The 24,896-nt window shown below is 38.3% G+C and carries 19 protein-coding genes and 1 pseudogene; 7 read left to right on the top strand and 13 right to left on the bottom strand.

The window, feature by feature from the left end; translation table 11 throughout:
- Positions 1-192: 192 nt before the first annotated feature.
- The 11 genes from brxL to PSF67_RS14325 all read right to left on the bottom strand — a co-directional run bounded on the left by brxL (position 193) and on the right by PSF67_RS14325 (position 16,673).
- Positions 193-2,262: a BREX system Lon protease-like protein BrxL gene (gene brxL / locus PSF67_RS14375; RefSeq protein ID WP_272670021.1), complete on the bottom strand. Its 2,070-nt coding sequence runs from the start codon at positions 2,260-2,262 to the stop codon at positions 193-195.
- Positions 2,263-2,316: 54 nt separating this feature from the next.
- Positions 2,317-4,902, bottom strand: coding sequence for a BREX-1 system phosphatase PglZ type A (pglZ, locus tag PSF67_RS14370; RefSeq protein WP_272670020.1), 2,586 nt, complete (start codon positions 4,900-4,902; stop codon positions 2,317-2,319).
- Between the two features lie 8 nt (positions 4,903-4,910).
- Positions 4,911-8,429 carry a BREX-1 system adenine-specific DNA-methyltransferase PglX gene (gene pglX / locus PSF67_RS14365; RefSeq protein WP_272670018.1) on the bottom strand — a complete coding sequence of 1,173 codons (3,519 nt, stop codon included), beginning with the start codon at positions 8,427-8,429 and terminating at the stop codon, positions 4,911-4,913.
- A 16-nt stretch (positions 8,430-8,445) separates the two neighbouring features.
- Positions 8,446-8,955, bottom strand: coding sequence for a hypothetical protein (locus tag PSF67_RS14360; RefSeq protein ID WP_272670016.1), 510 nt, complete (start codon positions 8,953-8,955; stop codon positions 8,446-8,448).
- Between the two features lie 2 nt (positions 8,956-8,957).
- Complete coding sequence (locus PSF67_RS14355; protein WP_272670013.1) at positions 8,958-10,007, bottom strand: AAA family ATPase; 1,050 nt, start codon at positions 10,005-10,007, stop codon at positions 8,958-8,960.
- Positions 10,004-13,561: a BREX system P-loop protein BrxC gene (gene brxC, locus PSF67_RS14350; RefSeq protein WP_272670012.1), complete on the bottom strand. Its 3,558-nt coding sequence runs from the start codon at positions 13,559-13,561 to the stop codon at positions 10,004-10,006. The genes PSF67_RS14355 and brxC overlap by 4 nt, the downstream gene beginning before the upstream one ends.
- Positions 13,562-13,576: 15 nt before the next feature.
- Positions 13,577-14,200, bottom strand: a complete 624-nt coding sequence (locus tag PSF67_RS14345; RefSeq protein ID WP_272670011.1) for a DUF1788 domain-containing protein — start codon at positions 14,198-14,200, stop codon at positions 13,577-13,579.
- Complete coding sequence (locus tag PSF67_RS14340; protein ID WP_272670009.1) at positions 14,201-14,791, bottom strand: DUF1819 family protein; 591 nt, start codon at positions 14,789-14,791, stop codon at positions 14,201-14,203.
- Positions 14,792-15,160: 369 nt separating this feature from the next.
- Complete coding sequence (locus PSF67_RS14335; protein WP_272670008.1) at positions 15,161-15,469, bottom strand: hypothetical protein; 309 nt, start codon at positions 15,467-15,469, stop codon at positions 15,161-15,163.
- A 210-nt stretch (positions 15,470-15,679) separates the two neighbouring features.
- Positions 15,680-15,895, bottom strand: coding sequence for a helix-turn-helix transcriptional regulator (locus PSF67_RS14330; protein WP_272670006.1), 216 nt, complete (start codon positions 15,893-15,895; stop codon positions 15,680-15,682).
- 202 nt (positions 15,896-16,097) lie between these two features.
- Positions 16,098-16,673, bottom strand: coding sequence for a hypothetical protein (locus tag PSF67_RS14325; RefSeq protein WP_272670004.1), 576 nt, complete (start codon positions 16,671-16,673; stop codon positions 16,098-16,100).
- Positions 16,674-17,346: 673 nt separating this feature from the next.
- Between PSF67_RS14325 and PSF67_RS14320 the strand changes: the two genes are divergently transcribed.
- From PSF67_RS14320 to PSF67_RS14295, 6 genes are all read left to right on the top strand, one after another.
- The gene (locus PSF67_RS14320) at positions 17,347-18,318 is read left to right on the top strand and encodes a hypothetical protein (protein WP_272670002.1); all 972 of its coding nucleotides are present in this window, start codon (positions 17,347-17,349) and stop codon (positions 18,316-18,318) included.
- Positions 18,319-18,450: 132 nt separating this feature from the next.
- Positions 18,451-19,338, top strand: a complete 888-nt coding sequence (locus PSF67_RS14315) for a GTPase family protein (RefSeq protein ID WP_272670000.1) — start codon at positions 18,451-18,453, stop codon at positions 19,336-19,338.
- 303 nt (positions 19,339-19,641) lie between these two features.
- Positions 19,642-20,106, top strand: coding sequence for a hypothetical protein (locus tag PSF67_RS14310; protein ID WP_272669999.1), 465 nt, complete (start codon positions 19,642-19,644; stop codon positions 20,104-20,106).
- Positions 20,107-20,264: 158 nt separating this feature from the next.
- Positions 20,265-20,606: a hypothetical protein gene (locus PSF67_RS14305; RefSeq protein ID WP_272677192.1), complete on the top strand. Its 342-nt coding sequence runs from the start codon at positions 20,265-20,267 to the stop codon at positions 20,604-20,606.
- 168 nt (positions 20,607-20,774) lie between these two features.
- Entirely contained in the window at positions 20,775-21,221 is a 447-nt protein-coding gene (locus PSF67_RS14300; protein ID WP_272669995.1) for an antirestriction protein, read from the top strand.
- A gap of 61 nt (positions 21,222-21,282) precedes the next feature.
- Positions 21,283-22,107, top strand: coding sequence for a DUF932 domain-containing protein (locus PSF67_RS14295; RefSeq protein WP_272677189.1), 825 nt, complete (start codon positions 21,283-21,285; stop codon positions 22,105-22,107).
- Positions 22,108-22,167: 60 nt separating this feature from the next.
- Here PSF67_RS14295 and PSF67_RS14290 read toward each other — a convergent pair whose 3' ends face one another.
- Positions 22,168-22,452 carry a hypothetical protein gene (locus PSF67_RS14290; protein WP_034782413.1) on the bottom strand — a complete coding sequence of 95 codons (285 nt, stop codon included), beginning with the start codon at positions 22,450-22,452 and terminating at the stop codon, positions 22,168-22,170.
- Positions 22,449-23,717: a DUF4225 domain-containing protein gene (locus PSF67_RS14285; protein ID WP_272669452.1), complete on the bottom strand. Its 1,269-nt coding sequence runs from the start codon at positions 23,715-23,717 to the stop codon at positions 22,449-22,451. The genes PSF67_RS14290 and PSF67_RS14285 overlap by 4 nt, the downstream gene beginning before the upstream one ends.
- A gap of 447 nt (positions 23,718-24,164) precedes the next feature.
- On the opposite strand from PSF67_RS14285, the pseudogene PSF67_RS14280 reads away from it, so the two are divergent.
- Positions 24,165-24,648: pseudogene (locus tag PSF67_RS14280) on the top strand (tyrosine-type recombinase/integrase); the annotation flags it as partial.
- Positions 24,649-24,896 lie beyond the last annotated feature (248 nt).

Here is a 24,896-nt window from a genome sequence, read left to right as displayed (position 1 = left end):
GACAATCTGACAATCTCTTGTCATAACCCCGTAAATGTTTTGCGTTGATTCCTTGGAGCAGCATTCAGTCTGCATGTGTGTAATCTGCAATGGTAATCGTTTTCTCACCAATGCTTGCAAACTCAGTAAAACAAATTTTTGACGCTTTATTAAATCAATTGATCAACTCGCTGTTCTCAAATACTCAAATATTCAATTCTCAGTTTTAATATATGTCACCTCAAATGACTTACACGCTCTATGCTTTTGTAATCGATTTGTAAGGCTAAAAGCATCATTTGTATCATATTGTTGATAGATGTCTAAACCTCGGTCTAAGGAAATTATCCATCCTGTATCAGTGGCTATATGCCTTGAGTGCAGACTATCAGTTGTATCAAATGAATAAGCAAACTTAACGCCTACGGAAAATAGTGAGGCCTGTATTTTCTCAAAGTACTCACGTTGTTGCACACCTTTGAATTCATCTTCAACAGTTATTAAGCTAACAACAATTTCGTCTCCTTCTTGCTTTTGTTTAACGACAGTTTCCAATAGCTCCATCAAGTTCTTTGCTTGGTAGAACAATCTAATATAAGGATCCTTGATCGTTATATGTTTAGCATCTTTTAAATAAGGGCCAAACAAACTGTCATAACTCACGCCTCGTTGGTTCTCTGCAAACGTAAGACGTTGCTCTTTAAGCTTATTATTCCTTATATCATCGGTTGACTGCTTAAGAGGGCTATCAGGTGAATATTCAGCCACATCAACCCCTGACTCAGACATGCTAATTTCAGTAACATCACCGACTGTTTTATTGAAATAGTTGGGGTATTGCAATTCTTCTATAGTGTAAACGGGAACGTCTTTACCACCTTTACCATTATAGGCAAAGTTAACATCTGCATAGGTGCTATCAATCCTAAATAGCTGATCTTTCACTCGTTTACGGCCTTCCATTGCAAATTTCAGGATCTCTTCTATTTCAGCTTCACTCGCCCCACCTTGAGGAAACAAGATTTTCATTAATCCGCTAAATGTCTTATGGATTGCATCTCTATCACGAGTGGATATTTGAGACGATAGCTGAAAGTATTCTTGGTATTGATCTGAGTAATCCTGATTTCTTAAGTGACGTAATACTTCTGCAAGGTAATCAACAACAAAACCATAGCCATCTGAGAACATTTCCCCACGAATAATATCTACTTCCCAGCCAGGGATGTAAAAGTGGATCCGGTCTAAAAAAGCAGAATCGTAAAACTTCTCTGGTAAGGCATCAAACAAATCAGAGTGCTTTAGCATATAAGTCAAACTGTGTTCTGTGTTACCTACAAAAACTATTGACGCATCTGCACCAAGAGTTTCAACACCTCGAGAGAACGATTTGTTCGCCATGTAGTTTTTCATAATATCTACAAGAGCTTTATCGACTCGCTTTTGCTTACCTGCAAATTCATCAAATGCAACCGTGTCCCAGTAACCCACTAGCCCTAGTTTGCCGCTGGAATTGTTTACAAATAACTTCGGTACCGTAACTTCACCACCAGAGATCAAAATACCGTGAGGTGAGAATTCTGAGTAGATATGAGATTTACCAGTCCCCTTAGGGCCTAGCTCAATGAGATTATAATTTCGCTCACAGAATGGGATCAAACGTACTAGCTGGATCAACTTACTTCTTCGACCAAAGAAATCAGGGTTGAATCCAATGCTTTGCACTAATACATTAATCCACTCATCAAGATTAAATTTGTTGCGAGATGCAATATACCCATCATAATCGAAGTGCGACATTTGAATCGGCTTTATAGCGCTTAACAGCCAAGGACTTACATCTTTATCATCGGTATGATCGTATTCAATATCAGCGATCACCCAAACACCACCGACCAGTAATTTAGGATGTTTCTTTACAGTCTCTGAATCAATCAAAATCTTCTTAATACCAAGGTTTGAAAACTCAGTTTCGTATACATCTTTCTTATCGTTTAACGAAACACTGACCTTATCAATAATTTTATGTCGGCCTTTTTCTCGAATAGTAGAACGCACGAACCCAGCTTCATTTCGATGAACGTAGTGCTTAGCTAGAATTTCTTTAACTGTTTGAATGCCTGACTCTATGCTAGCTTCGTCATTAGTAGCGCAGTACTGCCCTAGCAAATACTCCAAAACATACGATGGGACAATCGCATTGCTTTTGACCGTTTTTACTAAGTCTTTCCTAACAACTAAGCCTGCAAATTCATCACAAATTTTTTGGTTAAGTTCACTCATATACTCGCCCTAATGCTTTCTTACCAAAATCCCTGTTAGCGTGAATTAATCTTTCTAGAAATCAAAATCTGACGTAAACGAGCGACGAATGGTATATCGCAGTTCTTTGTAAGTCTTGAACTGATTGGTGCCGACAACCACTTCTTCTAATCGAAGGATTACTTCTTGATTGTTAGCTGAGTCAGCCTCTTGATTTAATAAGAAACGTAACTTCATTTCACGCTCTCGAGGATTCTCCGAAGTCAGATCTAAGTTTACAGTATGACAGTCAGAAATAAGCATGCCAGATTCCGAATAGATACCCAATCTCAGTGTTCTAGGTTGTGTTTTTTCAGTTACGGCTTCTTCTTGATACAAAGTTACTGAAATTTGTCCACTTGTGATAACACTTGAGCCACTTCTAAGTACATCAACCTCAACCATTCTTACATCACTAGAACGCTTCTTATTGATGCTAATGATTGGAATGATTACTTCTTGGAGAGATGATCCACCATGTACGAATCGACTACCGGAGCCACTTAATCTTAAGCGCTGAATACCTTTCGGTACCACAGCATGTACACTACCAACTACACCAAGTTCATCGTTACTAAAAGTTTTTAGTGATTTACCGCAAGTTAAGCCTTTGCCTAAAATAAAGCGTCTATCATGGTATAGAACCTCACCTTCAACATCTTTTGTAAGGTAATCACTTTCATCTAATACTCTGTTTTGATAGATAAACCCATGGTCTGCGGTAATTAAAATATTACTCGCATTAGCATTGGTCAGCTTCTTGATAAGTTTGAGGAGATCTTCGAAAGTTTTCTCGGTCGCTTCAAATGCTTCGCCCTCCGACTGCATCTTATCCCCCGTGTGATCGATACGGTTATGATAAATATACAGAACATCATTAGCTTTGAGCAGCTCACGGTTGTGAGCTTGAGTATTTTCAATGAGATCTTTAGCTTTAACCGCACTTGAGCGCGCACCGACAATTTTTCTTAAAATTTGATTTCTATTATCAGTACCTTGCGTTGAAATATTACCCATCAATACCGTACCCGTTTTGTTGTCAGCCAACTGTAATGGATACTCTTTAGATTGCGGCAATAGAGAAGCCATTCCCAGTTGGGTATAGCTTGGCATTGAAGATAACGCATAATCCAACGTTGCTTCAAAACGATCCTCTTGTCTTATACGACTTACCATTTCATCACCAGCTTCAAAACGGAAAGCATCAGAGATAATGACACAGACCTTCTTCTTCTTAGCTAAGTACTGCCCCTCTACATACTTCTTAAAAAAGCGATTTTGAGGTTCAACATCGGTAACCTTCCATGCAGTCATGGCGTCAACATGAGTTTGCCACGCATTGGTAAGAGGCTGTACGTAACTGTTGATGTATAGATTTTCAATCTGCTTTGTCAACGTGTCTAACAAAGAATGCTGTGAAGAGACTTTAAGCGCATAAATATACTGTCGATACAGCTGATCAAGTTTGAACCATTGGCTCGTATATCGCTTCACTGCTTGGGAAGCGTCAGGCATATCAAATTGAGCCGTATCTAGCAGTGCGAAGAACTGACTGGCGACATCAACAGCTTCATATAGAAGCTCATATTTTTTATACCAATGCCCTTGCCTTCTTTGTCGGCACCAAAGTGTCACCTCACCTTGAGAATATATACGCTGAGCAACGCCACGGACGAGATCATGAATAATTTTGATGTCTATGAGCTCGAAATAATCTAGCTCTATAAGCTCTTTCAACGAGCGTTGATTTAAATCACTTTCCATATCTAAATCTAAAGCGCATTTCTTCGACAGGTTTTCAAACGTGTTTTGATGCGTACGACTATCTTTCCAGCGCTTGAAAAACACCAGTGAGTTGTTGGTCATATTTTGCTTTTGTGAAGCTCCAGCATCTAAGCTGACACCTTGTAATCCCGTTGATAGCTCTGCAAGATAGCTAAACTTAAACAGTTCAAAAACAAAATCCATGACTGATGGGGTATCACTTTGGTAGCCGTATTGAATAGCCACCTGTTGCCATAAGAACTCTTGGAGATTGCAACTCACAACAAAAGAGTACACATCACCGACAGCTTGCTCAGCCATCAGCAGTTCCAAAATTACATCTAAACGAGCATCACCTTTTTGCTTCGCGCCAGCCGCTACTGCTAACATTTTTAGTCTTACTTGACTAATGGTGTCATCAGTATCAAGCAAACTCTTCAATAAACTCTTGCGTGATTCGGCTTGTGAGCGTTCGGTCTCGCTGTCACCCTGTGGCTCAAAAAACTTAGTGTGTTTTTCTATCAGCTCGGAAAATTCACCAGGCAAATCCAGCTCACTGAGCCAGATAGCCGCTTGGTCGGTTTTAAACACTGTATTAGCAAGCTCTATATCGTATAACCAGTTCTTCAGCGGCTCTGGCTGCTTATCTTCTTTATACAGCAAAAAGTTCGTTTTAGGCTGTTCACGTAACACCCTATGTTTAATAGAGAACTCATTATTGCTGATTTCAATTTTTTCAATATTTTGAAGATGTAAACTCTCAAAATCCGCGCGTAGCTCACGTTTGTCGTCATACCAAAATACGATTCTATTTTTTTCGAACAAATGTTTAAGTGCCACTGTAATTCTTGTTGCCATGAGGTGCCTTAAGATAAACCTGGTACTTTTTTAAGTGCTTTGCCAAATAGCGGGTAATTGTGCTTCACACCATCATCTAAGTCTATTTCCACTTTTTCACTCGCAAGTGGATAGAGCACATCGTGCTCATAGTCGTTGATTTCGTCTAATACCTTGTTGATCTTAGCGATTGTCTTTATCGCTTGCGTTTTATCTTTCTGGCTTGCAGAAGCACTAATCTCGATTTGTTCTAAGCTTGCTCTACGAGCTAGCAGTTTGGTACGGAACTCACGTAAGTAATTGTTTAACACAATGTCCACCGTATCTTTGTTATAGCGATGCATGTAGATCAGTGCATTAAACGACCCTTTAGGGCTAGAGAACATCCAGTAAATTGGACGCTTCTTGTAACGCTTAACATGATCGTCATAGAAGTCTTTAACAAAATACTTCTTAATATCTTTACCGATAGCTTCTTCAATGAATCTTAAGTTTTCAGAAAAGTATTCCTCTCCGAAAGCTACCTTTAAGAACCGTTTAAAGCGTTCAGAAATATCATCCTCAAACCAGTCACCTTCAAAATCAATTAATGGAATGACATTGTCTCGATCAGGCTTAAATCTAGCTTGCGGGACGCGTTTTAAATATTCTTCAAGAGTTTCCGCATAATCAGCTAAGATCAGACCACTCTTATCAATTGAAAATCGTCCAAACATACATCCAACGGAATATGACAAAAAGTCTACTATTGTAGCATTAAGAAATAGTCTATCCTTTTCCTCTTTACTACAGTCACTTCCATATAGAAAATCAGGATTACAATTTAAAGATACCTCAGATTTACTAACTTTATAATCAAGATGAGCTAGCTGATATATATTAATAAATTCTTTATTGTTTTCTTCCTCTAAATGTTTAAGTTGGTTAGTCTGTTCTTTAGCATTATCAACTAAAGAATTATAAGAATTTTCAATTAATACATTTTTTTTAATCAAAGGGCTTGATTGGAAATCCCAAGATAACTCTGAAGAATCCCAATCTTTTTTTGATATTTCAATCATTTGGGAAACTGATGAAAAGGAAAATTCATCACGAATTGGTAAAGAATTAATACCAATAGAGCTATAGTCTAGCGTTGGACATAGTATATTTAGAAACTCTTGAGCTACTACGCTATTTAAGAATGCAATGAGGTAATCTAATTCTACATGTTTAGGGAAAATACAAGAACCCTTTGTATCAAAGATAAAGCCCGGTGCATTATAACGAGCAGAGAAATCACCTGAACTTAATGCTGAGTACGTGATATTTTCTAAGAAGTAATATTCTTGATTTTTTAATCGTCCACCAGGACGAAGCTTATTGAGCTCTTCAACAAATTCTTTTAGCTCTTCACCATTCTTGTGCCAATTAACTAAATACTCATTATTCCCATACCAACGACGAAATGAGCCACCTTTATTATAGGCATACCATTTTTCACTTCGTTTCTCAGATTCGCGGAGACTTTTACAGTTAAAACAACTATTATTTTTTGACACTTCAAACCAGTACCTTAAAAACCGGTCATTATCAGAGGTTGCCATACCTTGTTTTGCATCAGCACAATCTCGTAGCTGTTTACCTTTAAAAGCTTTCATTACACTTGGAGTGACCCAATAAGCTACGGGGAAGCCAGGAATTAGGGTTAAATCCTGTGTACAGGCAGTAAACAAATGAGTACTATTAGTATCTAATAGTACATTCAATAGCATTTTTTCTTTTTCAAACTCGGAACGACCATCAATCAAGCGAATAAAAGTACCTTTGTGGTACAAATCATCTTTATTTTTAAGCACATATGCTGTGGTTGAAACAACTTCCCCTCCAATACTATCGAAAGCTCTCGTACCTAGGTGAAGCATGGAGGTAATAGCTACTTGTCCAAATAATTTACTTCTTAATTTCTCAAAAGAGGAAAGGAACATCCAACTTTGCATGTTGATCATTGCTGAATATCCAGAATTAACAGTGAGATATAAATTGCGCTCAATAAACATCGCATATAAGTCTGCTTTACTAACTGGATAATTATCTTTACTCCACTTGGCTAAACGAGCGTTCATTCCTTTACTACCCATATAAGGTGGATTAGCAACTACCACATGATATTTTTGACTCAAATAATCAGCTTGCTTAAGCACCTTTAACACAGATTTATGCGTATCAGCTAAAAAGAGCTGCCCTGAAACATCTTTAGAGTTCAAAGCAGCTAATACATCTGCCGGATTTTTTAATGTTGGTCGAATTAATGAACCCAAATTATCAGTTTCTTCAAACTCTTTAAGTGTTGCTCTTAGATCTTTAGTAAATAGGTCAACTCCGACAAAATCAAAATACTCATCAAGCTCAGCATCAGAAAAAGACACATTTTGAATATAACAGACGTTAGGTTCAATTGGGTTTCGGAAAAAACGACGGCGGTTATTGCTTTCATCTAAAGGATTACCTTTAAGTGCTTTCATACTTAACGCGAAAGCAGCAAGCTCTGCAGCGCGCTTGTCAATCTCTATACCATATAAGTTATTGGTTAAGATTTTCTCAGGGATCTCCGAAGCGTCATAACCCGTATCCAAATAAATTGCATATAGCAAATCGTAAGCGTAAGTCAGCATATGACCAGAGCCACATGCTGGGTCGCAAACCTTTAACTCTTCCGGACTAGAGATTTTTAAATAGTCTTTCTCTTCTTCAATAGGTTTGATGTAGTAATCCATCTGCTCAATTACTTTCGAGTTAGGGTTATTTAACATCCATAAGCGGCCGAGAGAGTTTTCCACTAAGTACCTAACAATCCAGTGTGGGGTAAATAGTTGGGTAGCCGCTGGAATGTTTTCCGGCGTGATTTTTTTGTTTTTCTTTAGACCTTCAAAAACTTGGTCTTTCTTCTCTGAAATATAGAACTGATATAACCAACCAATCGATTCAACTGATTCACAGTTTTCAGGTGTCATTGCCTCACGGGTATACGCCAAAATCGAGTTACCCGATAATAAGTCATCAGGCATCAACAATTCTGTATAGTCTTCAATACGTTCAAAGAGGTAAGGCATCAAACGGTGATAATCATTACATACTGCAACGATCATTAATCGGTAGGCTTCTGACTGTCCATCAAGGCTCGGAATAGTTCCACTTAACAGGCCATTAATTTCATCGCGTGCTTTTTCATTGAAAATACCGTCATCTAGGTGACCAGCTTTTGCTTCAGCTAAGATCTCAGGCTGGAACTGCCCAGCGACTGGCGAAACCACCATAATATGGTTGTACTGATTTGCATCCATAAACCGAAGTGCGCAGAAACGGTTGAACCAGGTGTAGGCTACCTGCTCAAGAAGCTGTTTTTCACCTAGTTCTTGTTTTTTATTCTCTAGCTCTTTGAGCGCTTTCGGTGACTCACGACGAGCTAAGCTATCTTCTGCAAGAACAAATTTTAGTTTGGTTTGTACTTGTTCAATCAGGCTTCTACGGGCAAACTGAGCGAATTTTTTTAGTCTGGATGTATCCATTACCGTTTTCTCTTATTTATTCTGGAACGACACGTCTAACTGGCCACTTAGGGAAATTTTCATTCCATGACTCAATGTTAAATACTTGTACATTATTAACTAATTGTTTTTGCCATCTAGGTACATCATGATTCATTGGAGGTAGCTTCGATGTAATCCCATCAGACAAAACACCAAGTAGCTCTTCTTCCAAAGTGACCAAATTTATATAATGTATCGGTTTATTAACTTTATCTTCTGCCCACCGGTATATAAATGTATCTATAAATTTTGAAGCAAACACTGAACTCAAAGTTCCATTTTCTACATTTTTCTTAAACTTTCTTACGTCTTTTTCTTTAGCTCTTGGATTACATGGGTCTTTAACTTCCACAAATAAAATAGCTGTTGGTAGTTCAACAACAAAATCGACACGACTCATAACGCTAACACCGTGATAGTTAGGTAAGGCCTTGTTTTTCACTTCATCAAATGCAATTGCGTCTATCGCATCTTCAAAACTAAACTCCAGATCTCTTTCACTCAATATCACTGACCCAAGCCTCCCATTTTTAATCTAACTTGGGCTTTCGTAAGATCACTATAAGTATCTGATATTGAGTTTTCTGAAAGGCTTTTATAATTTTCAGCTGTTTCCACTTTAACTTGACCCCCTTCACGATACAAAGCATGAAAACGAATTTGATCGCCTTTGTTCTTATCCGCCAATAGATCAAACCACTTCAAAAAAACATAATCGTGAGTCGCTAAGACTATCTGGAGACCTTGACGCGATAGTTCTAGCAATATTTCAACCAACATCTCCATCAGCTTAGGGTTCAAATTAGACTCTGGTTCATCCCAAAAAACTGTCCCACTGATACCTGGTTGAATTGCTCCCGTTTCTAAAAGTCTTACCAACATTCCTGCTTTACGGAAGCCCTCTGCCACCACATTCGCTGAATATTCATTATTTTCCGATTGAAACGTAACTTTGCCTCCACCGTAGAAAACAAACTTGCCGCCAATAACTTTATTTACCTTATCGATTGCCCATTTAGCCTTCTCTTGTAAAGCACTTTCTCTAATCTCAGGTAAATCAAGAGATAGACATATATCTTGATAAGTTTGATCAAAAGAAAGGTCAAAGCGCTCATAAAGGCTGCTAAAACCTTTCATAAAGGACAACACCTCTTTAGTCGGTATATAAACTGGAGCTGCTAAGGTTTCATCTAGCTGCCCTTTACCTTTTATCGTAACTGACTGAGAATTATTAAAAAAACCTAACTCGATATCCTTACCGTCCCCAAAAACAAGCTTTACCTTAGCATTGGATTCAGCGCCATTTCTGTGCAGTTTTCCAAGCTTGTCATCAAGAGGCATATATAGATCAATGAACCTTTCTGTCATTTTGGTGCGAATAACATCATCATTACTAGCGCCAATTTGTTGCCGTGTACTAGAGGCACCGTATGCAGCCTTTAGAAGCTGGGTTTTACCTGTACCATTCTCACCAATAATAATGTTTATTTTTGGGCTAAGATCGACATCTAGCTGTTCAAAAAGAGTGAAGTTTTCAAGTGAAATTTTATCTATCATAGCTGTATGTTCTTCCCATCATTAATGGCTTGTAATAGTGCTTTTTTGTACTCTTCAATGTACCCTTCAACATCACTCACCGTTGAAAGCCAAGGCTTGGCGTATTCAACTTTAATTTGTTTTGCAGAAACGCTTTTTATTTGTGATCTATCCGTTGATTGAACATCTGAAGAAGTTACAGTTTTTTCATCTACCGATTGTTTTTTAGACTCAGGCTTTTCTTCATGTTTAGGTTCTAGAGCTGGTTGCGACCAATCCATAAGCTTTTGAACCAGCTGACTATATGTCTGCTCTTCAAAGCGCCTTGCTTCATCACGCAACATCGCGATCAATGACTGTTGCTTAAGCTTAGCAACAACGCGCTTAAATTCAGCTTTCAGTTGCTCTTGTCTTTCTAACTCCAACGCTTTGAACTCTTCAAAACTAATTAGCTTTGTTTCCAAAGAATAAATACTCTCAATAGCACTCTTTTGTTCCACCTTTACCTGTGCCTGAATTTTACTTAGCAGTGTTTCAGTATCTGTTTTGAGCCGCTGAATCGAGCTGCCCTTGTAAATATCTGCATTTACTAGGGCATTTTGAATACTTTGATATTCATCGCCCTCAACATACTCGATATTGGCTTTTTGTTCTGTTATCGCTTGTTTGGCAACATCATAGATAGACTTTTGAGAGCCTTTCATGAACTTAACGATTGGATCTATGGTTTTTTCTTTGCAATCAAACAAGTTGTCTTCTTGCTTAACCAATTCGGTCATAAACCATGTATAAGGTTTAGTTTTGAAGTCATTTAGCTTTTCTACAATGTCTGACAATACTCGCAAGAATGGGTACTGCGATGCTTGAGATAGTAGCTTATCAAGACCTCTTGCTTGCTCTAGAAAAGCGTCTTGAAGCTCTTTCGCTATCGCTTTCGGTTCAGATGCATGTGCAACTTTCTCAAAATAGTCGTTATAAAAATCTTTTACGGCTCTTAGTTGAGACGGCGTAAACTCCACCTGAGGGTCTAAAATAAGGTTACCGTGAACACTAATGTTACGGAGCGCACGTGATAGCTCCGCGTCATCGAGCAAATTCGTTGCTTCGCGAACCTCAACCTTACTGTTAGCACAAAGATACGCTAAGTTGCACAATACAGCTGCATAAGACCAACCATAAGGCTTGCTTTCAAACTTATCCAAAACAGACTTAACTGTTGTTCTTACTCCACCACGACTGTTTCTTTGAATATACGAGAACATTTCTTGTTGTGGTTCTGGCAGTTGAGTGTCATGACCCAATAGTCCTTGATCTGCTTTCTTAATAATGTCGGGAATATCAGTTTCACGATATGAAATATCACGTAACATTTTAAGATTAGGATAGGTATATTTGATAAGCTCACCAAACGCTCGAATAATCTTGCCTTGGCCATCTTCACCAGATAGCTCTACCTCTTTACCCGCAACAAAATAAGTCGCTGAGCCCACAAGTTTTGAAGTTAGTGCTTTAAGTTGATTGTAGCGCTCAACATTCTGTAGCCCTTTCTCTGTGAGAATACGCTTGATATTATCTTGCTGAGTTGCTTTCGTTTCATGAGCAACATATTTCTCAGTTTGCTTGTAGAGCACTAAGTCGCTAACCAGCCTTGCGCTTTCAGGCAATACGACTCTCAATTCATGATTGAATAGCGTATCTGACTTATGCTTCTCAAGCGCTTCACGGTAGTCATGAAAAGATGTGATAACGTTAATTGCTAATTCGCTTTCTCGACCTGATAATTTGTCGTCTAGCTTTCGGCTAAAAGGATAGTCTTGGTTGTTTTCTTCCCAGCGAATTTTGCGATTTTTCAAAACACCGTCATAAATGAGTTTATCTAGTTGCGAAGCAATCACATCAGAGTCAATTTCTGTGTCTTTAATCGCTTTCTCTATATCTTGTTCTTCATCCGTCAGGTACTCAAAAAAATCCCCATTACGCTGAATGTAGGTTTCCTTTTCAAGAAGGTTTAATGCTTCCTCTACTTCAAGCTTGAGTGACGGAATATTGCGCGAGAAACTATCATGCATTAACACGCATAGGTTTCGTAGTGTCGGCTTAAACTCTTTGACATACTTAACGAGGAACAGTGCTTTCAATAGACGGATAGCAAATTGGTTGTCTAAGTTTAGCTCAGCTCTCAATATGGCTTGCTGGTTTGCTGTCTTCAATGCTGTTCGAATACCTTCAAACATAAGGTCAAAGGTTGCTAGTTCACCTAGTTTGTGATCTTTTATCGCAATGGCAACCTGTTGGAACACGCCCAGCATCGAACGCTCACCTACCGAGCTATGTTTACCTTCAAAAGCACCATACTTCGATAGGTTTTGAATTGCAGACTGGAACAGACCAAATTGGTACGGAATAAACGGATAGCTTTGAATGAAATGATCTTTGTCTTTGAAGTTCTTATAAGACTGGGAGCCATCTGCAAAATCAAATAGAGTCTTAAAGCTATTTTCTTGTTCATGGTATAGATCTGACAGAGTAGGAATAAACTCTTCTTTTTTTTCTAATAAACGTCGTTGAATGACTTCTGCTACGTCCTGACTAGTCAGTTTCATTCTGTTTTTGAAGCGAGCTTGAATCTTTGAAAAGTCATTTTCACTTTGTTGGTCAACTTCACCGATAACCGATGACATATCCTCTTGAGCTGTCACTATGACCCAAGCTTGACCATTACATTTTGTAGCCAGGCTCTCAGCAACAGTTTGCAAGTTTGTCATCAATTTAATGTTGCCAGCTACATACTGTCCTACTTCATCAACAAAGAAGTTAAGTCTGAATCCTTCCTCTTGCTCTGATATGTAACTCTTAACTTGGTCAGCAAAATCTTCGATCGAAAGGCGATAATCTGAGCGGTATTTATCTAAAATACCTGAAACTTGTTGCTCTGTAATTGCGTTGTAGGCCTCATCAACAGCACCAGCCATTCTTTTTGCACGTGCGCGGCCATGCTCCCAGCTTTTACCGCTGATAAATTCAAATTTGCTCTTGAATTGTTCTAAAAGACCATCCTCTTTTAGCTCTCGCTCGAATTGTGCAATGTAAGCTTGCTTACCATAAAAACCACAATGTTCATCGAACACTTTTACAAATACAGCGATTAGAGCATCCAACTCTGTTTTGCTGATAACATCGGCTTTTTGATCAATATTAAAGAGAATACTTTCAGATGGTATATTGACCGCACGCTTGAAATCATTGGCAAATATGCCACCTTCATTTAGGGGGCTTTTCTCTAAAAAAAGCTCTAATGGAGTCACTCCGTCAATTGGATTATTCTCAAGCAATAATGCAAGCATTTTTAGAAGGTGAGATTTACCCGAACCAAAAAAACCAGATACCCATACGCCGTTAGCACCTTGATAGTTAAGGTAGGCATCTAAGAAAATATCTAGCCGCTTAGCTACTTCATCGGTAATAATGTATTCATCTAATTCGACGTACAGAGCAACATCATCATCAGCCTTGATTACACCTTCAATAGGGCGGTCGACTTTTTTCTTAAATAGTTCTTCTAACTTCATATTCATTTTTTACAACTTCCTTTAACTTGCCCTATCAAGGATATTGAATGCACGGTAATACTTGTCATCTTCTAAGGTGCCAAAAAGGATTAGAGAAGAGCCTTTTTCAAGAGAATGCTTATACTTGCCAGGAAAAAACAACAGCGTTGGTTTGTCTTTTGCTTTAATCTGTAAGTTTTCCAATAAACTACTAGAGCGAATATATGGGAATACCTCACCAACACCTGTAATCATTAGAATGTCAAAATTATATTCTGTCATTCGATCGACAATCGTGGGGATCAAAACGGTCTTAGTGTCGATAATGCCTTGAAGCTCTTCCTTTAGCTCATCTTTAGACATTGTTGATTCATTATCAATCAACCACTCCCAATCTCCCTCTTTTTTCGAGATATCAATAACAAGATCGTAGAGATTTATTTCAAGGACCATTACTTGAGCATCCCTCAAGTAATTCTTAACTTGTTTGACCAGTATATTGATCTCACTCTGAAGCGACGGTTCAAAAGGACAAATATGAAAAGGAATATCTCCATTTAATCCTTCCATTTTGATGAATGAAGAGCTAGATAGCACATCTGTTAAGTGTGTGTATGCATCTGGAAGATTATCCTTAGTTAGCACACTATTAAACTTGCCTGACATTTAGCTATAGTCTCCCGGATAAATTCGAAGGTAGTCAGAGTTACTTTGTTTAATCAACGTCTCGAGTTCCTTTGAGATTTGTTGGTGTATCATCACCTTACTTTCATCTACTAAGCCACATTCAGTGAGCATCTTGAACATAATTTGCTGAGCTTTATATCTAGACTGTTGGGTGATTTTATCTAAGTTGCTATGCCACTCGGCTTTAGCGTTTAAAAATGAGGCATAGTCTTCAGGATAAAGTTGAAAATGGCTATTGCTATACCGTTCTGAGAGTACTTCAATTGCAAATTGATACGTGAACGGATACTGGCGGCAAATAGCTAACCAAACGAGATGTTTAACATCGGCATCAGACTTAGTCATCAACGCTAATTCATTATCAGATAAATTTTTCAAGCGTTTAGAAACTTCACCATATACTGTTTTAGATGTGCTTTCTGTTCGAGCCTGCAAAAGGTTATTTGCTAACACTTCTTCACGAACTAAATCCCAATCTTTCAATCGAATATATTGCTCAGCTATGACTCTACTTTCATGAATCAATGCAGGTCTTAGAGTGAGCGAAAGCTTTTCATTAATATTATTCATTATCACTCTTCTCCGTAAATTCTGCAGCATTGCCACCTATAGCTCATTTATTGACTTTTTTAGTTTTAAAGCTCCAAAATAGGCTGATCCTATGTGCTGGTAATCCTTTCCTCTCACGCCATGCATAGATAGTATCTTTGTTTATACCAAGGTCAAGGTACACAGTAATATCTTCCACAGAAAATCAACGGTCAGTCATAATCTATAATCCCTTAAAAATTATTCAAGAGATTGTAACACATGAAAGGATAAGCCCAAGATCAAATGGGGATGATTTATTTTTTTCAACAAAATTAGGACACTTTTCTGAAGGTGCTTTCGTACTCTACTGACGAGAGGCAATTATTCGCGGTATGTAATCGGGTTAAGTTATAATAGCGAAAGTAAACCCAGCATCGAATCATACCAGCACTGCCACATTAGTTTGAGACGTAGCTCAGGGTTATTGAACTGGTTAAATAGACTAACCAGTTTGTTGGCAAACGAATGTTGCACAAGTCGTATGCAGTCTCTGAGCAGGATACCCTCCAGCATTGGGTAGTGACCTAGTAAGTGGTTATCAACCTCCAGGCTGACATCCATATCAGAATGTACAGATAATGGCTCAGGGAGCATTTTACCGTGAATTAAGCAGTACAGGCATGCAGGAACGACAGCGGGATGTGCTGCCGTTATCAAGAAAGCGTATATCAGCCACCATCAGCTGGTGGCTATTCTTAATAAAGGGATGACACATTCCCTGACAAACTGCGAGTTTGGTAAAGCCATCCAGCCAGTGTTGGTAATGGCGTAGTAATGCCTCATGACGGGCATGATACGTTTTAATGGTTGAATTTCTGGTGTGATTTAAATGTTACAATTGGTACGGGAAGGGTAGTGATGTAACGGCTAGGCTCTGGATTTGGCAATACGCTCCTGCAACCAGTTTTCAATCTCACTCTTCAACCAGCGAGAACTCCGTCCTAACTTAATCGGTTTGGGAAACTCGCCATCTTGGATCAGCTTATAAAACCACTTATCCGTTAACCCCGTTAGTGCTGTGATAAATTTCATGTCAATGAATTGGTCGTTCAGTAGTGGGGTGCCAGTTGTTTGAATAGCCATTGTTTGTTTCTCCGATAATTGAAAAGGAGAAGGATTCGAAAAGGTATAATGGGAGTTGCGGGAATCCTTCAAACAATAACTGACTGGCGTTATTTTTGATTCAGCATGAAAGATTAGATCGAGCTTAATGACTGTTTCCCATGTATGAAGAATTCCCCCCTGAGTTAGGGGGGATGAAATTATGATGCCAGTTTTCATTCACCTATTTTTTATTTCGTTTTCTTCCAATTTTTTTTGCAGTCGGAATATCGCTGAGCTGATAAATACGGCGTTCTGTACGCTGGCTGTCTTTTCCTAAATAACTTAATATATATTTCATATCACTACGACCATCCTCGTCGGAATATTCAATGACACGTTCACCAGGAACTGGATAATATGGTTTAGGTTCACAGTGGTGCGCATAACCTTCACCTTCAGTAACTTCGTCCCATATATCGCGAATATCTTTCCAAAAACTCCATACCTTCTGATGATGTTGACCATTAATGTAAAATGCTGCGTGAATATGAAAGCGATGTTTTTCACCATATTCTAATACCCATGCAAAACCTACAATGCTATAAATATCTTTTACTTGTTCAATTAACAATGTCATATCCGAAGTGATTTGATGAATATCGGCATATTTAAATGATTCACTGTTTTTACGATAAGCAAAGTCGATACGCAACATAAGGAGTTTTGAATAATATTCAAATAGATCATCTTGATGATTAAATAAATCATGTTGTAATAAATAGTCTGGTTTGTGATTAAAATTAATTGTGCTTTTCATAATGGTTATCCTCAGTGATTAATGTTTCTCATGGGATAACGGTATGTTTTAAATTTTGAATGAAATAAATCATTATGGTTCTACGCGGGAAATTATCATCAATCATGAATTGCTAAGAAGTTTCATTTAATCAGTGAAAACTTAAAAATCAGTAGGTACTGATTCAAATATTTCTTCTGGCTTATTTTAATCCCATTGATATGGAAGAGTGGATACTCGACTCACCTTTCATGAATCTAACTACAGTTATTCATAGTAATGACTGAGAATGAATAGCCAGATTGAACTCAATACTATTTTGGGGAGTGGATTAATCAATTATGATCTTTATCATATTAAATAACCTTCTTTATTAAATAATACTAATTAACCTTAATGAAATATTTTAACTAAAAAATGGAGAGGGAAAGCATGGGTTAACTTGTCTAGGATTTGAGTGCTTTGAATGTTCAGACTTTGACTAAGCGCTCCTTGATGACAAGTAGGTACTACATTAGAATTGTTTTCTTCCATAAAAAGCATCTTTTGTGATTGAGTACCTGGAATTTATCTTGTTTTTATCAAAATTAGTCATGAATAAATCATGGAAATTTGATGTGAAAAACAAGTATAAATCATGAGGTTTTAATGGTAGTATCTTGTCATTATCACGGCGTGATTTACTGGAGGAGAGATGGCTTTTAATTATAATGATTACTCAACGGAATTCAGTAAGAAGACACGTTCTGAGTATGATGTCTTATTGAATAGTAATAAAAGGGAATTAATTTATTATATTCATCGCTTACAGAGTTATAGAAATTGGCGAGCTTATATTTCAGATTTGAATTACAATGATATTAGTAATATAAAAAAACAAATAGAAAACTCGATAAATAAATTTACATATCATGATGGTGATATAAATAAATTCATTGATAGAATGTTAAATAATTATCATAATCACGGCATTCGAGAAAGTGCATTTGAATGGTTAAAAAGTGATGAGCGAGCATGTTTTTTAGTATTATTAATGTTATTAATTGATGATACTGAATTTGATGATTTGCTCAGCATAGAGAAGGATAACTATCTTAATCTTCAATCTGGCTCTATTTATTATTCTATCATTGCTTGGTTTGATAAATTCACTGAGCCAAGAAATCAGCGAAGTGGACGGCGTGAGAATGAAGGAAAACTAAATAAATATCATGAAAAGTGCATGATTTTAGAAAATAATTTAGTTTCTAGTTGGCTTCTGAGTATGAATGACTTGGGTGAAATAAATTATTGTTATAACTATTTACAACGCTTAGGTATGAATACGTTAGCTGTTGTCATGAATAGTGATAGAGCAGAGTTTATATTTCGCTTAGGTGAAAAGTATAATATTAATAGGAAAGCAATTTTAATCGCTTTTTTTGACTACCTATACCTATCACCAAATACAGGCGTTTTTGCCGCTGAAAATTTAAAAATGAAAATGGCGAGTGCACTCTCTTCTTGGAAAAATAGAAAAAATAAAGAAGGTTATGTTGATGTGCATTTTGATATCAAAAAGGAAAATATTCCAAAGTTAGAAGCGCTTAAAAAACGATTTAATTTGATGTCAAAAAAGGAAGTCGTCAATGCCTTGATAGAGCGTGAGTATGATAAAAAAGGATAGTCTTTCTATTTTATATTAAATAGCTAATTTAAAATTTTTTCAGATATATATCATTTTAGTGATATCTCATCCTTGATATCTCAATAAACCACCCGCCATCAATTGTGATGGTGGATTTATTTTGAGGTTAATATGAAAAAATTATCGGGCTATTCCCTTATTCGCCGTCATCTCCGACGCTACCCTCGTTCACTGCGTCAAACCTTATTAAAAGAGCTCAATCAGCTTGTTATCTATCAACCTGTAATTGGCATCTTGGGCAAGACTGGTGTCGGGAAATCCAGTCTGTGTAATGCCTTATTTCGCAGTCAAGTTTGTGATGTCAGTGCTGTTGAAGCTTGTACTCGGCAGCCCCAACAGATCAAATTACGCTTTGGACGGCATACATTAACGTTAGTTGATTTGCCTGGAGTGGGGGAAAGCCAAGCGCGTGACGAGGAATATCGTGAACTCTATCGTGAGTGGATACCTAAACTCGATATGGTGCTTTGGGTTCTGAAAGCCGATGATCGCGCATTTTCTATTGAAGAGCAGTTTTATCAAACAGTATTCATGGAGCATGACGGAGAGCTACCGGCTATTATTTGGATTTTGAATCAAGTTGATAAGATAGAGCCTGTAGAGCAGTGGCACTGGGCATCCGCACAGCCTTCAAAACAACAGCAAGCTCATATCACATTGAAACGACATGCTATCGCCAAACAAATGCATATCTCTGTAGACACCATTATTCCGATATCTGTTAAAGGCCGATATCACCTTCCCCAATTGGTGGAGGCGATTATTACTCATCTCCCAAAGCAGGCACGTAGTCCCTTAATCCCACATCTACAAAATACCTATCAGACCACAACGGTTATCAATCATGCGCGTAGCTCTTTCGGTGATACGGTCGTAGATATCATTGAGCGCGTGATTGATTTCGCACCACTTCCCCAAATCGCTCGGCACGCCCTCAAATCAACAACTCATCATATCGCTCAAGCAGCGCGCACTGTTTGGTCATTTTTCTTTAGTTAATTCAATGAAATGACTGTCATATTGGGCCATCGATAAACGATTTTACGTTGTCATGATCGAATTTGTCGATCGAACCGATCGGTTTTTTTCATTATCTACATCGAAATGATGGCGATACAATCTCTTAGAGGTATCAATGAATTAAATTTATTAATAAAAATCAATGCGATAAATCGCAGGGTTTGTCACGTTATTAAGAATTGAGAACCATCAGTTGTTTGTTGAGTACTCACTTTTTGTTCGTATTAATGAAGTCTTAGAGCCTTTTACCTGAATAGGCAAAATCACTAACTGGAAAATATCATGAAAACAAAACTTATTGTTTCTGCACTTTTTATTTCAGCTTTAACACCCACATTCACTCACGCTTTTGGTAACTCACACACTTGGACGAGTAACAAAACGCAAGGCGTGACTGAGTTTGTCATTCAGGGTCAGGGCAAATCTCAGCTTTATCTGTCTTGTGAAGACAAAGGGGATAAACCCATTCAAATTATGTTTACGGATAGCAATGGTCATCAAACCCGTATGGATACGGGGCAATATTTGGAAATGAAATTTGACGGAAAGGAGGTATATCAAATCAGTGACAGCGCAAGCAGAGCCGGCTCAAGTCACGTCGAAGTCGCTTGGGATAATTTACGTCATGAAAAACAGGTCACCGTCTCCGCTGACGGCGGCCAGCCCGTGACCTTTACCTTAAAGGGGGCCGCAAGCGTTATCCCTGAAATCGGGGATAACGGCTGCTGGACTCAATTTATCCTCTAAGTACCCTTTGGGCTCAACGATAAGAGACCTAACTCACTGAAGCCACTGGATAGTAAAAACCGTGACAGCATTAATCGAGTGGGAGATGTCCCCTTATTCGAGCTCAAGTCCGACATATCCGTGATTTTTACGCTCATTCCATCATAAGGATACTCATTATGAAAAAACTCATTTTTGCACTTTCACTGGGGTTGATGACGAGTTTCGCCTATGCAGAAAAGGCGCCTATTCGACTCAGTGAAGGGCCCAGCAATGCCGGGCGTTCATACAGTAAAATCTATATCACCTCAAACGTTGATAGCGTGGTCATCAAAAAAATTTTAGTTAATCGCGGAAATTGTAAGGATGCGGAATACCGTCCTTGGAAGCCCATTAGGCTGAATTTTGGTAATACCTACACACGTCTATTTACGGGTAAAAGCCCAGGAGTACCGTGCAATGTCATCGAGGTCGCCGTGGATACCAACCAAGGCATTTGGACATTTGATTTCAATCCCTAATGTGATCATGTCAATTCTTACCACTAAGGCCTGCTGCTTATCAGCAGGCCTTTTTGTTTACTGTCGTCATGACACTTCTTAGGTATCGGTAGTCAAACAGGTGGTTTGTAGTCCTGTTCACTCATCATTTTTATTACCCGTTATTAATTTATTAACAGGAGAAATCATATGTCTTCCTCTTATTCTGCTTCTGCGCTAGAACCAAACTCATTTATTCTCGCTAATGTCGTTCCACTTTCAGCTAGGCCAAATTTCTGGCAAACCCACTTTGGCACCGTTAAAAGCTTCACCACGTTTGAAGTGGTGATTTTCACTATCATGGGTCAGTTCTGTGATGAATACACTGGCGGCTATTGGGAATACTGCACGTTACCCAACGGCGGTGCATTTATTTACCCAGATTTAGCCCCTGAAAAACTCATGCTATTCAATATGCATAATGGCAATGAAGCGAGTCTGAGTCCTGAAGCGGCGGGTGTGGCAGTTTGTCTGATGCTGTATAGCCAGTGGTCATTTAGAACGGAAAGTGAAGTATTGGTCGAGCGTTTCTATCAACTTCGAGAGTACGCCATTCAACATCCTGAACGTTCAGCCATTTTCCATCTTATCGATTAACGCCTTTCTTAATTCATTCTTTCAGTTTTATCTATCTACTTTATTTTCAAGGAAATTCATTATGACTCGTTTAGCTTCCCGTTTTGGCGCGGCGAATAGCATTCGTCGTGACCGCCCATTAACGATTGAAGAATTATTCCGTATTGTACCGAGTGTTTTCTCTGAAGAAAAACACGAATCCAGAAGTGAGCGATACACTTACATCCCAACCATTACCTTATTAGATAGTCTTCAAAAGGAAGGCTTCTACCCGTTCTTTGCGTGCCAGACTCGTGTACGTGATGCGAGTCGTCGAGAGCACACCAAGCATATGTTGAGGCTGCGGCGACATGACCAAATTACGGGCGTACAAGTGCCTGAAATTATTTTGCTCAATAGCCATGATGGATCAAGTAGCTATCAAATGTTACCGGGGTTATTTAGAGCTGTATGTCAAAATGGTTTAGTGTGTGGCGATACCTTTGGTGAAGTGCGTGTGCCACATAAAGGCGATGTGGTAGGCAGGGTGATTGAAGGGGCTTATGAGGTATTGGAAACGTTTGATACGGTGGCTGAAAAGCGCGAACAGATGCAGTCATTATTGTTACCGCCACCAGCACAGCAAGCCTTGGCACAAGCGGCGTTGATATATCGCTTTGGTGAGGAACATCAGCCTATTACGGAAGAACAAGTATTACAGCCGCGTCGCTGGGAAGACAAGAAAGATGATCTTTGGACGGTATACCAACGTTTGCAGGAGAATTTAATCAAGGGAGGATTGTCTGGTTGGAACGCTAAAGGCAAGCGAGCTCGTACACGTTCGGTGAATGGCATTGATGGTGATATCAAATTGAATAAGGCGCTGTGGGTAATGACGGAAAAGATGTATGAGTATATTGGCAAATGAAGCTACATTGAGTGTTTAGGGAGGGTATAATGTGGGTAGAGACTAGGGCTCTACCCTATATTAACGCCGTCCTAAAGACTCTAATGCCCATATCATTTTTAAATAAAATAATAAAATGATTACAGCTGAAACGAGTATGCACCAATTGAATAATGTATCTTCTTTTAATTCTGAGGCTAAGTAAATACCATAAGCTGCAATAATATAATCAGAAATGATTAAGAGCCGTCTTGCAAGAATTAATCGCTTTGAATAATGGTAATTCGTGGTATAGCGTTTTTTTATTTCAAAATAGGCTATTACCCCTAATAAAGCAAAAAAATAGTAAGCAATATAGGGGATCATTTCATAATATCCCCATTAGTGTGATACTTCTGCTCATTCCCTTTATCATCAGTACATTTGTAGTAAGAATTGTTTTCATCATTGTTTGAAATCACAATGTAAAGTTCACAGTTCTCAACAATATCTTTTACATTAGTAATGCTTTGTGGTTCAGCAACAACCATCATCACATTATTAGAGTCTTGGTCTAGAAGAAAAGCATTCTGAATGTCATCTTTTATTTTGAATAAATTGATAGTATCACTAAGTATTTCAATACTTAAAAGTTTATCACTCATTTGTTTGTATGCTTTTTCTAAATCTTGTCGCGCGTACTCTTTAATAAATAGATTTTTCTTTGGATCACCAAATTCATTTAGTTTTGGGACGAGTTTTAGTTTACCATGCACAGATATTCCTAAATCTATAAGGTCATAAGTAAGATTTCCAACAGACTCATTAAAGCCAAGCTCTTTAGCAGCTATTTGATAACCTTTTCTTAGTGGCCCATCAATATCGTCTCGTCCTTCTACTAAACCTTCTACACCCTCGTAAATACCATTAGCGCCATGTGCAATTAAAGGAGCTCCGATAATACAGCCAAGCCCTGTTCCACATAATGCACCACCAGCCCACACCATGCCTGCACCACCAAAAATTGAAAGACCATTAGTTAACCAGTTTAGTGATTGTTCCAGTAAGCTTTTCTCTTCCTGTTTTAACTCGGCAGAACCTTGTTCATAACTTTTTTGGCCAGATTCAACTTGATCAACAATAAGATAAGCAAAAGCTTCTACTTGGCTTTGGAAGGCATTTTTTATATCAGGATAGTAAAGATGTTTTTCACAAAGCTCATCAGCACAATCAATTAGGTGTTGCGCATCAATTCTAATTTTGTTGCTGTCATTGGCAATAATAGGAGGAGCGTAATGATTACTTGGTTGACTAATTGGCTGCTGAGTAGGAGTCTCGGGAGCTACAGGGTTATATGCGCGAGACATCGGTTCATCTTCTTTACTGTAGCAATCTGTGATGGAGTTTATCAGTCTTGCTTTACACGGACAGGAGCTAAAGCTATCTAGTGTTCCTGCCATCATTCGACCATTACCCCATACATTGCTAACGCCACCCAGTATGCTGTATGTTCCTGAATGCTTGCCACAGGTAACCAGATCGCCCTGACGTGCAGCAGATCTTCCATGGAATATAAAAGTATTATCTCCAGTTAAAATCTGACCGCCACATGTTGTTTTATCGCCAACTCGTAAAAAATATCCTATAGCCATGCCTGTCCCTAAACGAAATTGAACTTAAGTTAAATGTTATTGTTGACCAGTGTTAAGCTATTGACAAGTTATTTTTAACAATTACTAAGGATTACAATAGATAAGAGTAGGGGGAGTATTTTAATAATATCCAATAAAAATGATAAAGGTGCTATTATGGCAACAGCTTATGTAAGAGGGTGGATGGTGCTAATTAACTCAGTTTTCAAACCTCAATCCACTAAGTATACATTTAAGTATACAAAAGTTTATCTATAAATTTATATCAAATAAAAACAATGCATTGCATACAAAAAGCGAGTCCGGCCTTCGCACCATAAGAACATCAAGAGACGTCAACCGACGTCTTTTTTTGTATCTAAAATCCCAGTTTTATAAGGCTTTTTCCCACTTTTCAGTCTTCCCAAGTATACTAAGGTCAACCCACATCAAGTACCTACTGTTGGTTTAATTATTGGTGTTTACCTTGATATTTTATGTGCAGAAGACAGAAAGAAAAGAGATGCGGGTAGAAAGTTAATAGCAAATGGTATTGATCCCAGAGAAAAATGCAAAGAAGTGGTCAGAAGGCCATAGCCATAGAGTGCTCAAAAGCCTTGAAGACAATATCTTTGCTGCTATTGGTAAATGTAATATTGCCGAATTGAAAACCCGCGATCTCCTCGAACTCATTAAAGCCGTAAAAATGTCTGGACGTCTTGATGTGGCGGCACGTTTACAACAACGTGTGACAGCCATAATGCGTTATGCGGTACAAAGCGGTTTAATCGACTATAACCCCGCGCAAGATATGGCTGGCGCAGTAGCCACAGGTAAACGAGTACATAGAGCGGCATTAGAGCTTAAACGCCTATCTGAGTTTTTACAACGCATTGATGATTATAAGGGAAGACCTTTAACTAGCCTTGTCGTTAAACTCACCTTATTAGTTTAGCCTTCATTCGCTCCAGTGAACTGTGTTTTGCTCGTTGGGATGAAATCGGTTTAAATAGAGGTTCCTTTTGTGAACAGAATGCTTCATATAAGCCCGTTGCATTCGCTTGCCCTTAGACCCTGTATAAAGCACATATAAATTAAGCAAGAACTACGTTCGAGATATTGCGACAAATAACAAGCGACTAAAAGTCGAGATATTTCCTGTTGAGTTTAATTCCTACCCGTTTCTTTAAAGGAAAAATT

This window comes from Providencia sp. PROV076, assembly GCF_028483405.1.
GTDB classification, from domain to species: Bacteria; Pseudomonadota; Gammaproteobacteria; order Enterobacterales; family Enterobacteriaceae; genus Providencia; species Providencia huaxiensis.
The sequence above is the reverse complement of the archived record's forward strand: the minus strand, read 5'-3'. Positions and strand labels throughout refer to the sequence as shown.

Excerpts from the sequence above, each read along its gene's own strand:
- PSF67_RS14340 (WP_272670009.1), bottom strand. The coding sequence starts at position 14,791 with ATGAATAATATTAATGAAAAGCTTTCGCTCACTCTAAGACCTGCATTG.
- pglZ (WP_272670020.1), bottom strand. The coding sequence starts at position 4,902 with ATGGCAACAAGAATTACAGTGGCACTTAAACATTTGTTCGAAAAAAAT.
- PSF67_RS14310 (WP_272669999.1), top strand. The coding sequence starts at position 19,642 with ATGAAAACAAAACTTATTGTTTCTGCACTTTTTATTTCAGCTTTAACA.
- PSF67_RS14320 (WP_272670002.1), top strand. The coding sequence starts at position 17,347 with ATGGCTTTTAATTATAATGATTACTCAACGGAATTCAGTAAGAAGACA.
- PSF67_RS14300 (WP_272669995.1), top strand. The coding sequence starts at position 20,775 with ATGTCTTCCTCTTATTCTGCTTCTGCGCTAGAACCAAACTCATTTATT.
- PSF67_RS14305 (WP_272677192.1), top strand. The coding sequence starts at position 20,265 with ATGAAAAAACTCATTTTTGCACTTTCACTGGGGTTGATGACGAGTTTC.
- PSF67_RS14345 (WP_272670011.1), bottom strand. The coding sequence starts at position 14,200 with ATGTCAGGCAAGTTTAATAGTGTGCTAACTAAGGATAATCTTCCAGAT.
- PSF67_RS14290 (WP_034782413.1), bottom strand. The coding sequence starts at position 22,452 with ATGATCCCCTATATTGCTTACTATTTTTTTGCTTTATTAGGGGTAATA.
- PSF67_RS14355 (WP_272670013.1), bottom strand. The coding sequence starts at position 10,007 with ATGATAGATAAAATTTCACTTGAAAACTTCACTCTTTTTGAACAGCTA.
- PSF67_RS14330 (WP_272670006.1), bottom strand. The coding sequence starts at position 15,895 with ATGGCTATTCAAACAACTGGCACCCCACTACTGAACGACCAATTCATT.
- brxC (WP_272670012.1), bottom strand. The coding sequence starts at position 13,561 with ATGAATATGAAGTTAGAAGAACTATTTAAGAAAAAAGTCGACCGCCCT.
- PSF67_RS14295 (WP_272677189.1), top strand. The coding sequence starts at position 21,283 with ATGACTCGTTTAGCTTCCCGTTTTGGCGCGGCGAATAGCATTCGTCGT.
- pglX (WP_272670018.1), bottom strand. The coding sequence starts at position 8,429 with ATGGATACATCCAGACTAAAAAAATTCGCTCAGTTTGCCCGTAGAAGC.
- PSF67_RS14325 (WP_272670004.1), bottom strand. The coding sequence starts at position 16,673 with ATGAAAAGCACAATTAATTTTAATCACAAACCAGACTATTTATTACAA.
- PSF67_RS14285 (WP_272669452.1), bottom strand. The coding sequence starts at position 23,717 with ATGGCTATAGGATATTTTTTACGAGTTGGCGATAAAACAACATGTGGC.
- brxL (WP_272670021.1), bottom strand. The coding sequence starts at position 2,262 with ATGAGTGAACTTAACCAAAAAATTTGTGATGAATTTGCAGGCTTAGTT.
- PSF67_RS14315 (WP_272670000.1), top strand. The coding sequence starts at position 18,451 with ATGAAAAAATTATCGGGCTATTCCCTTATTCGCCGTCATCTCCGACGC.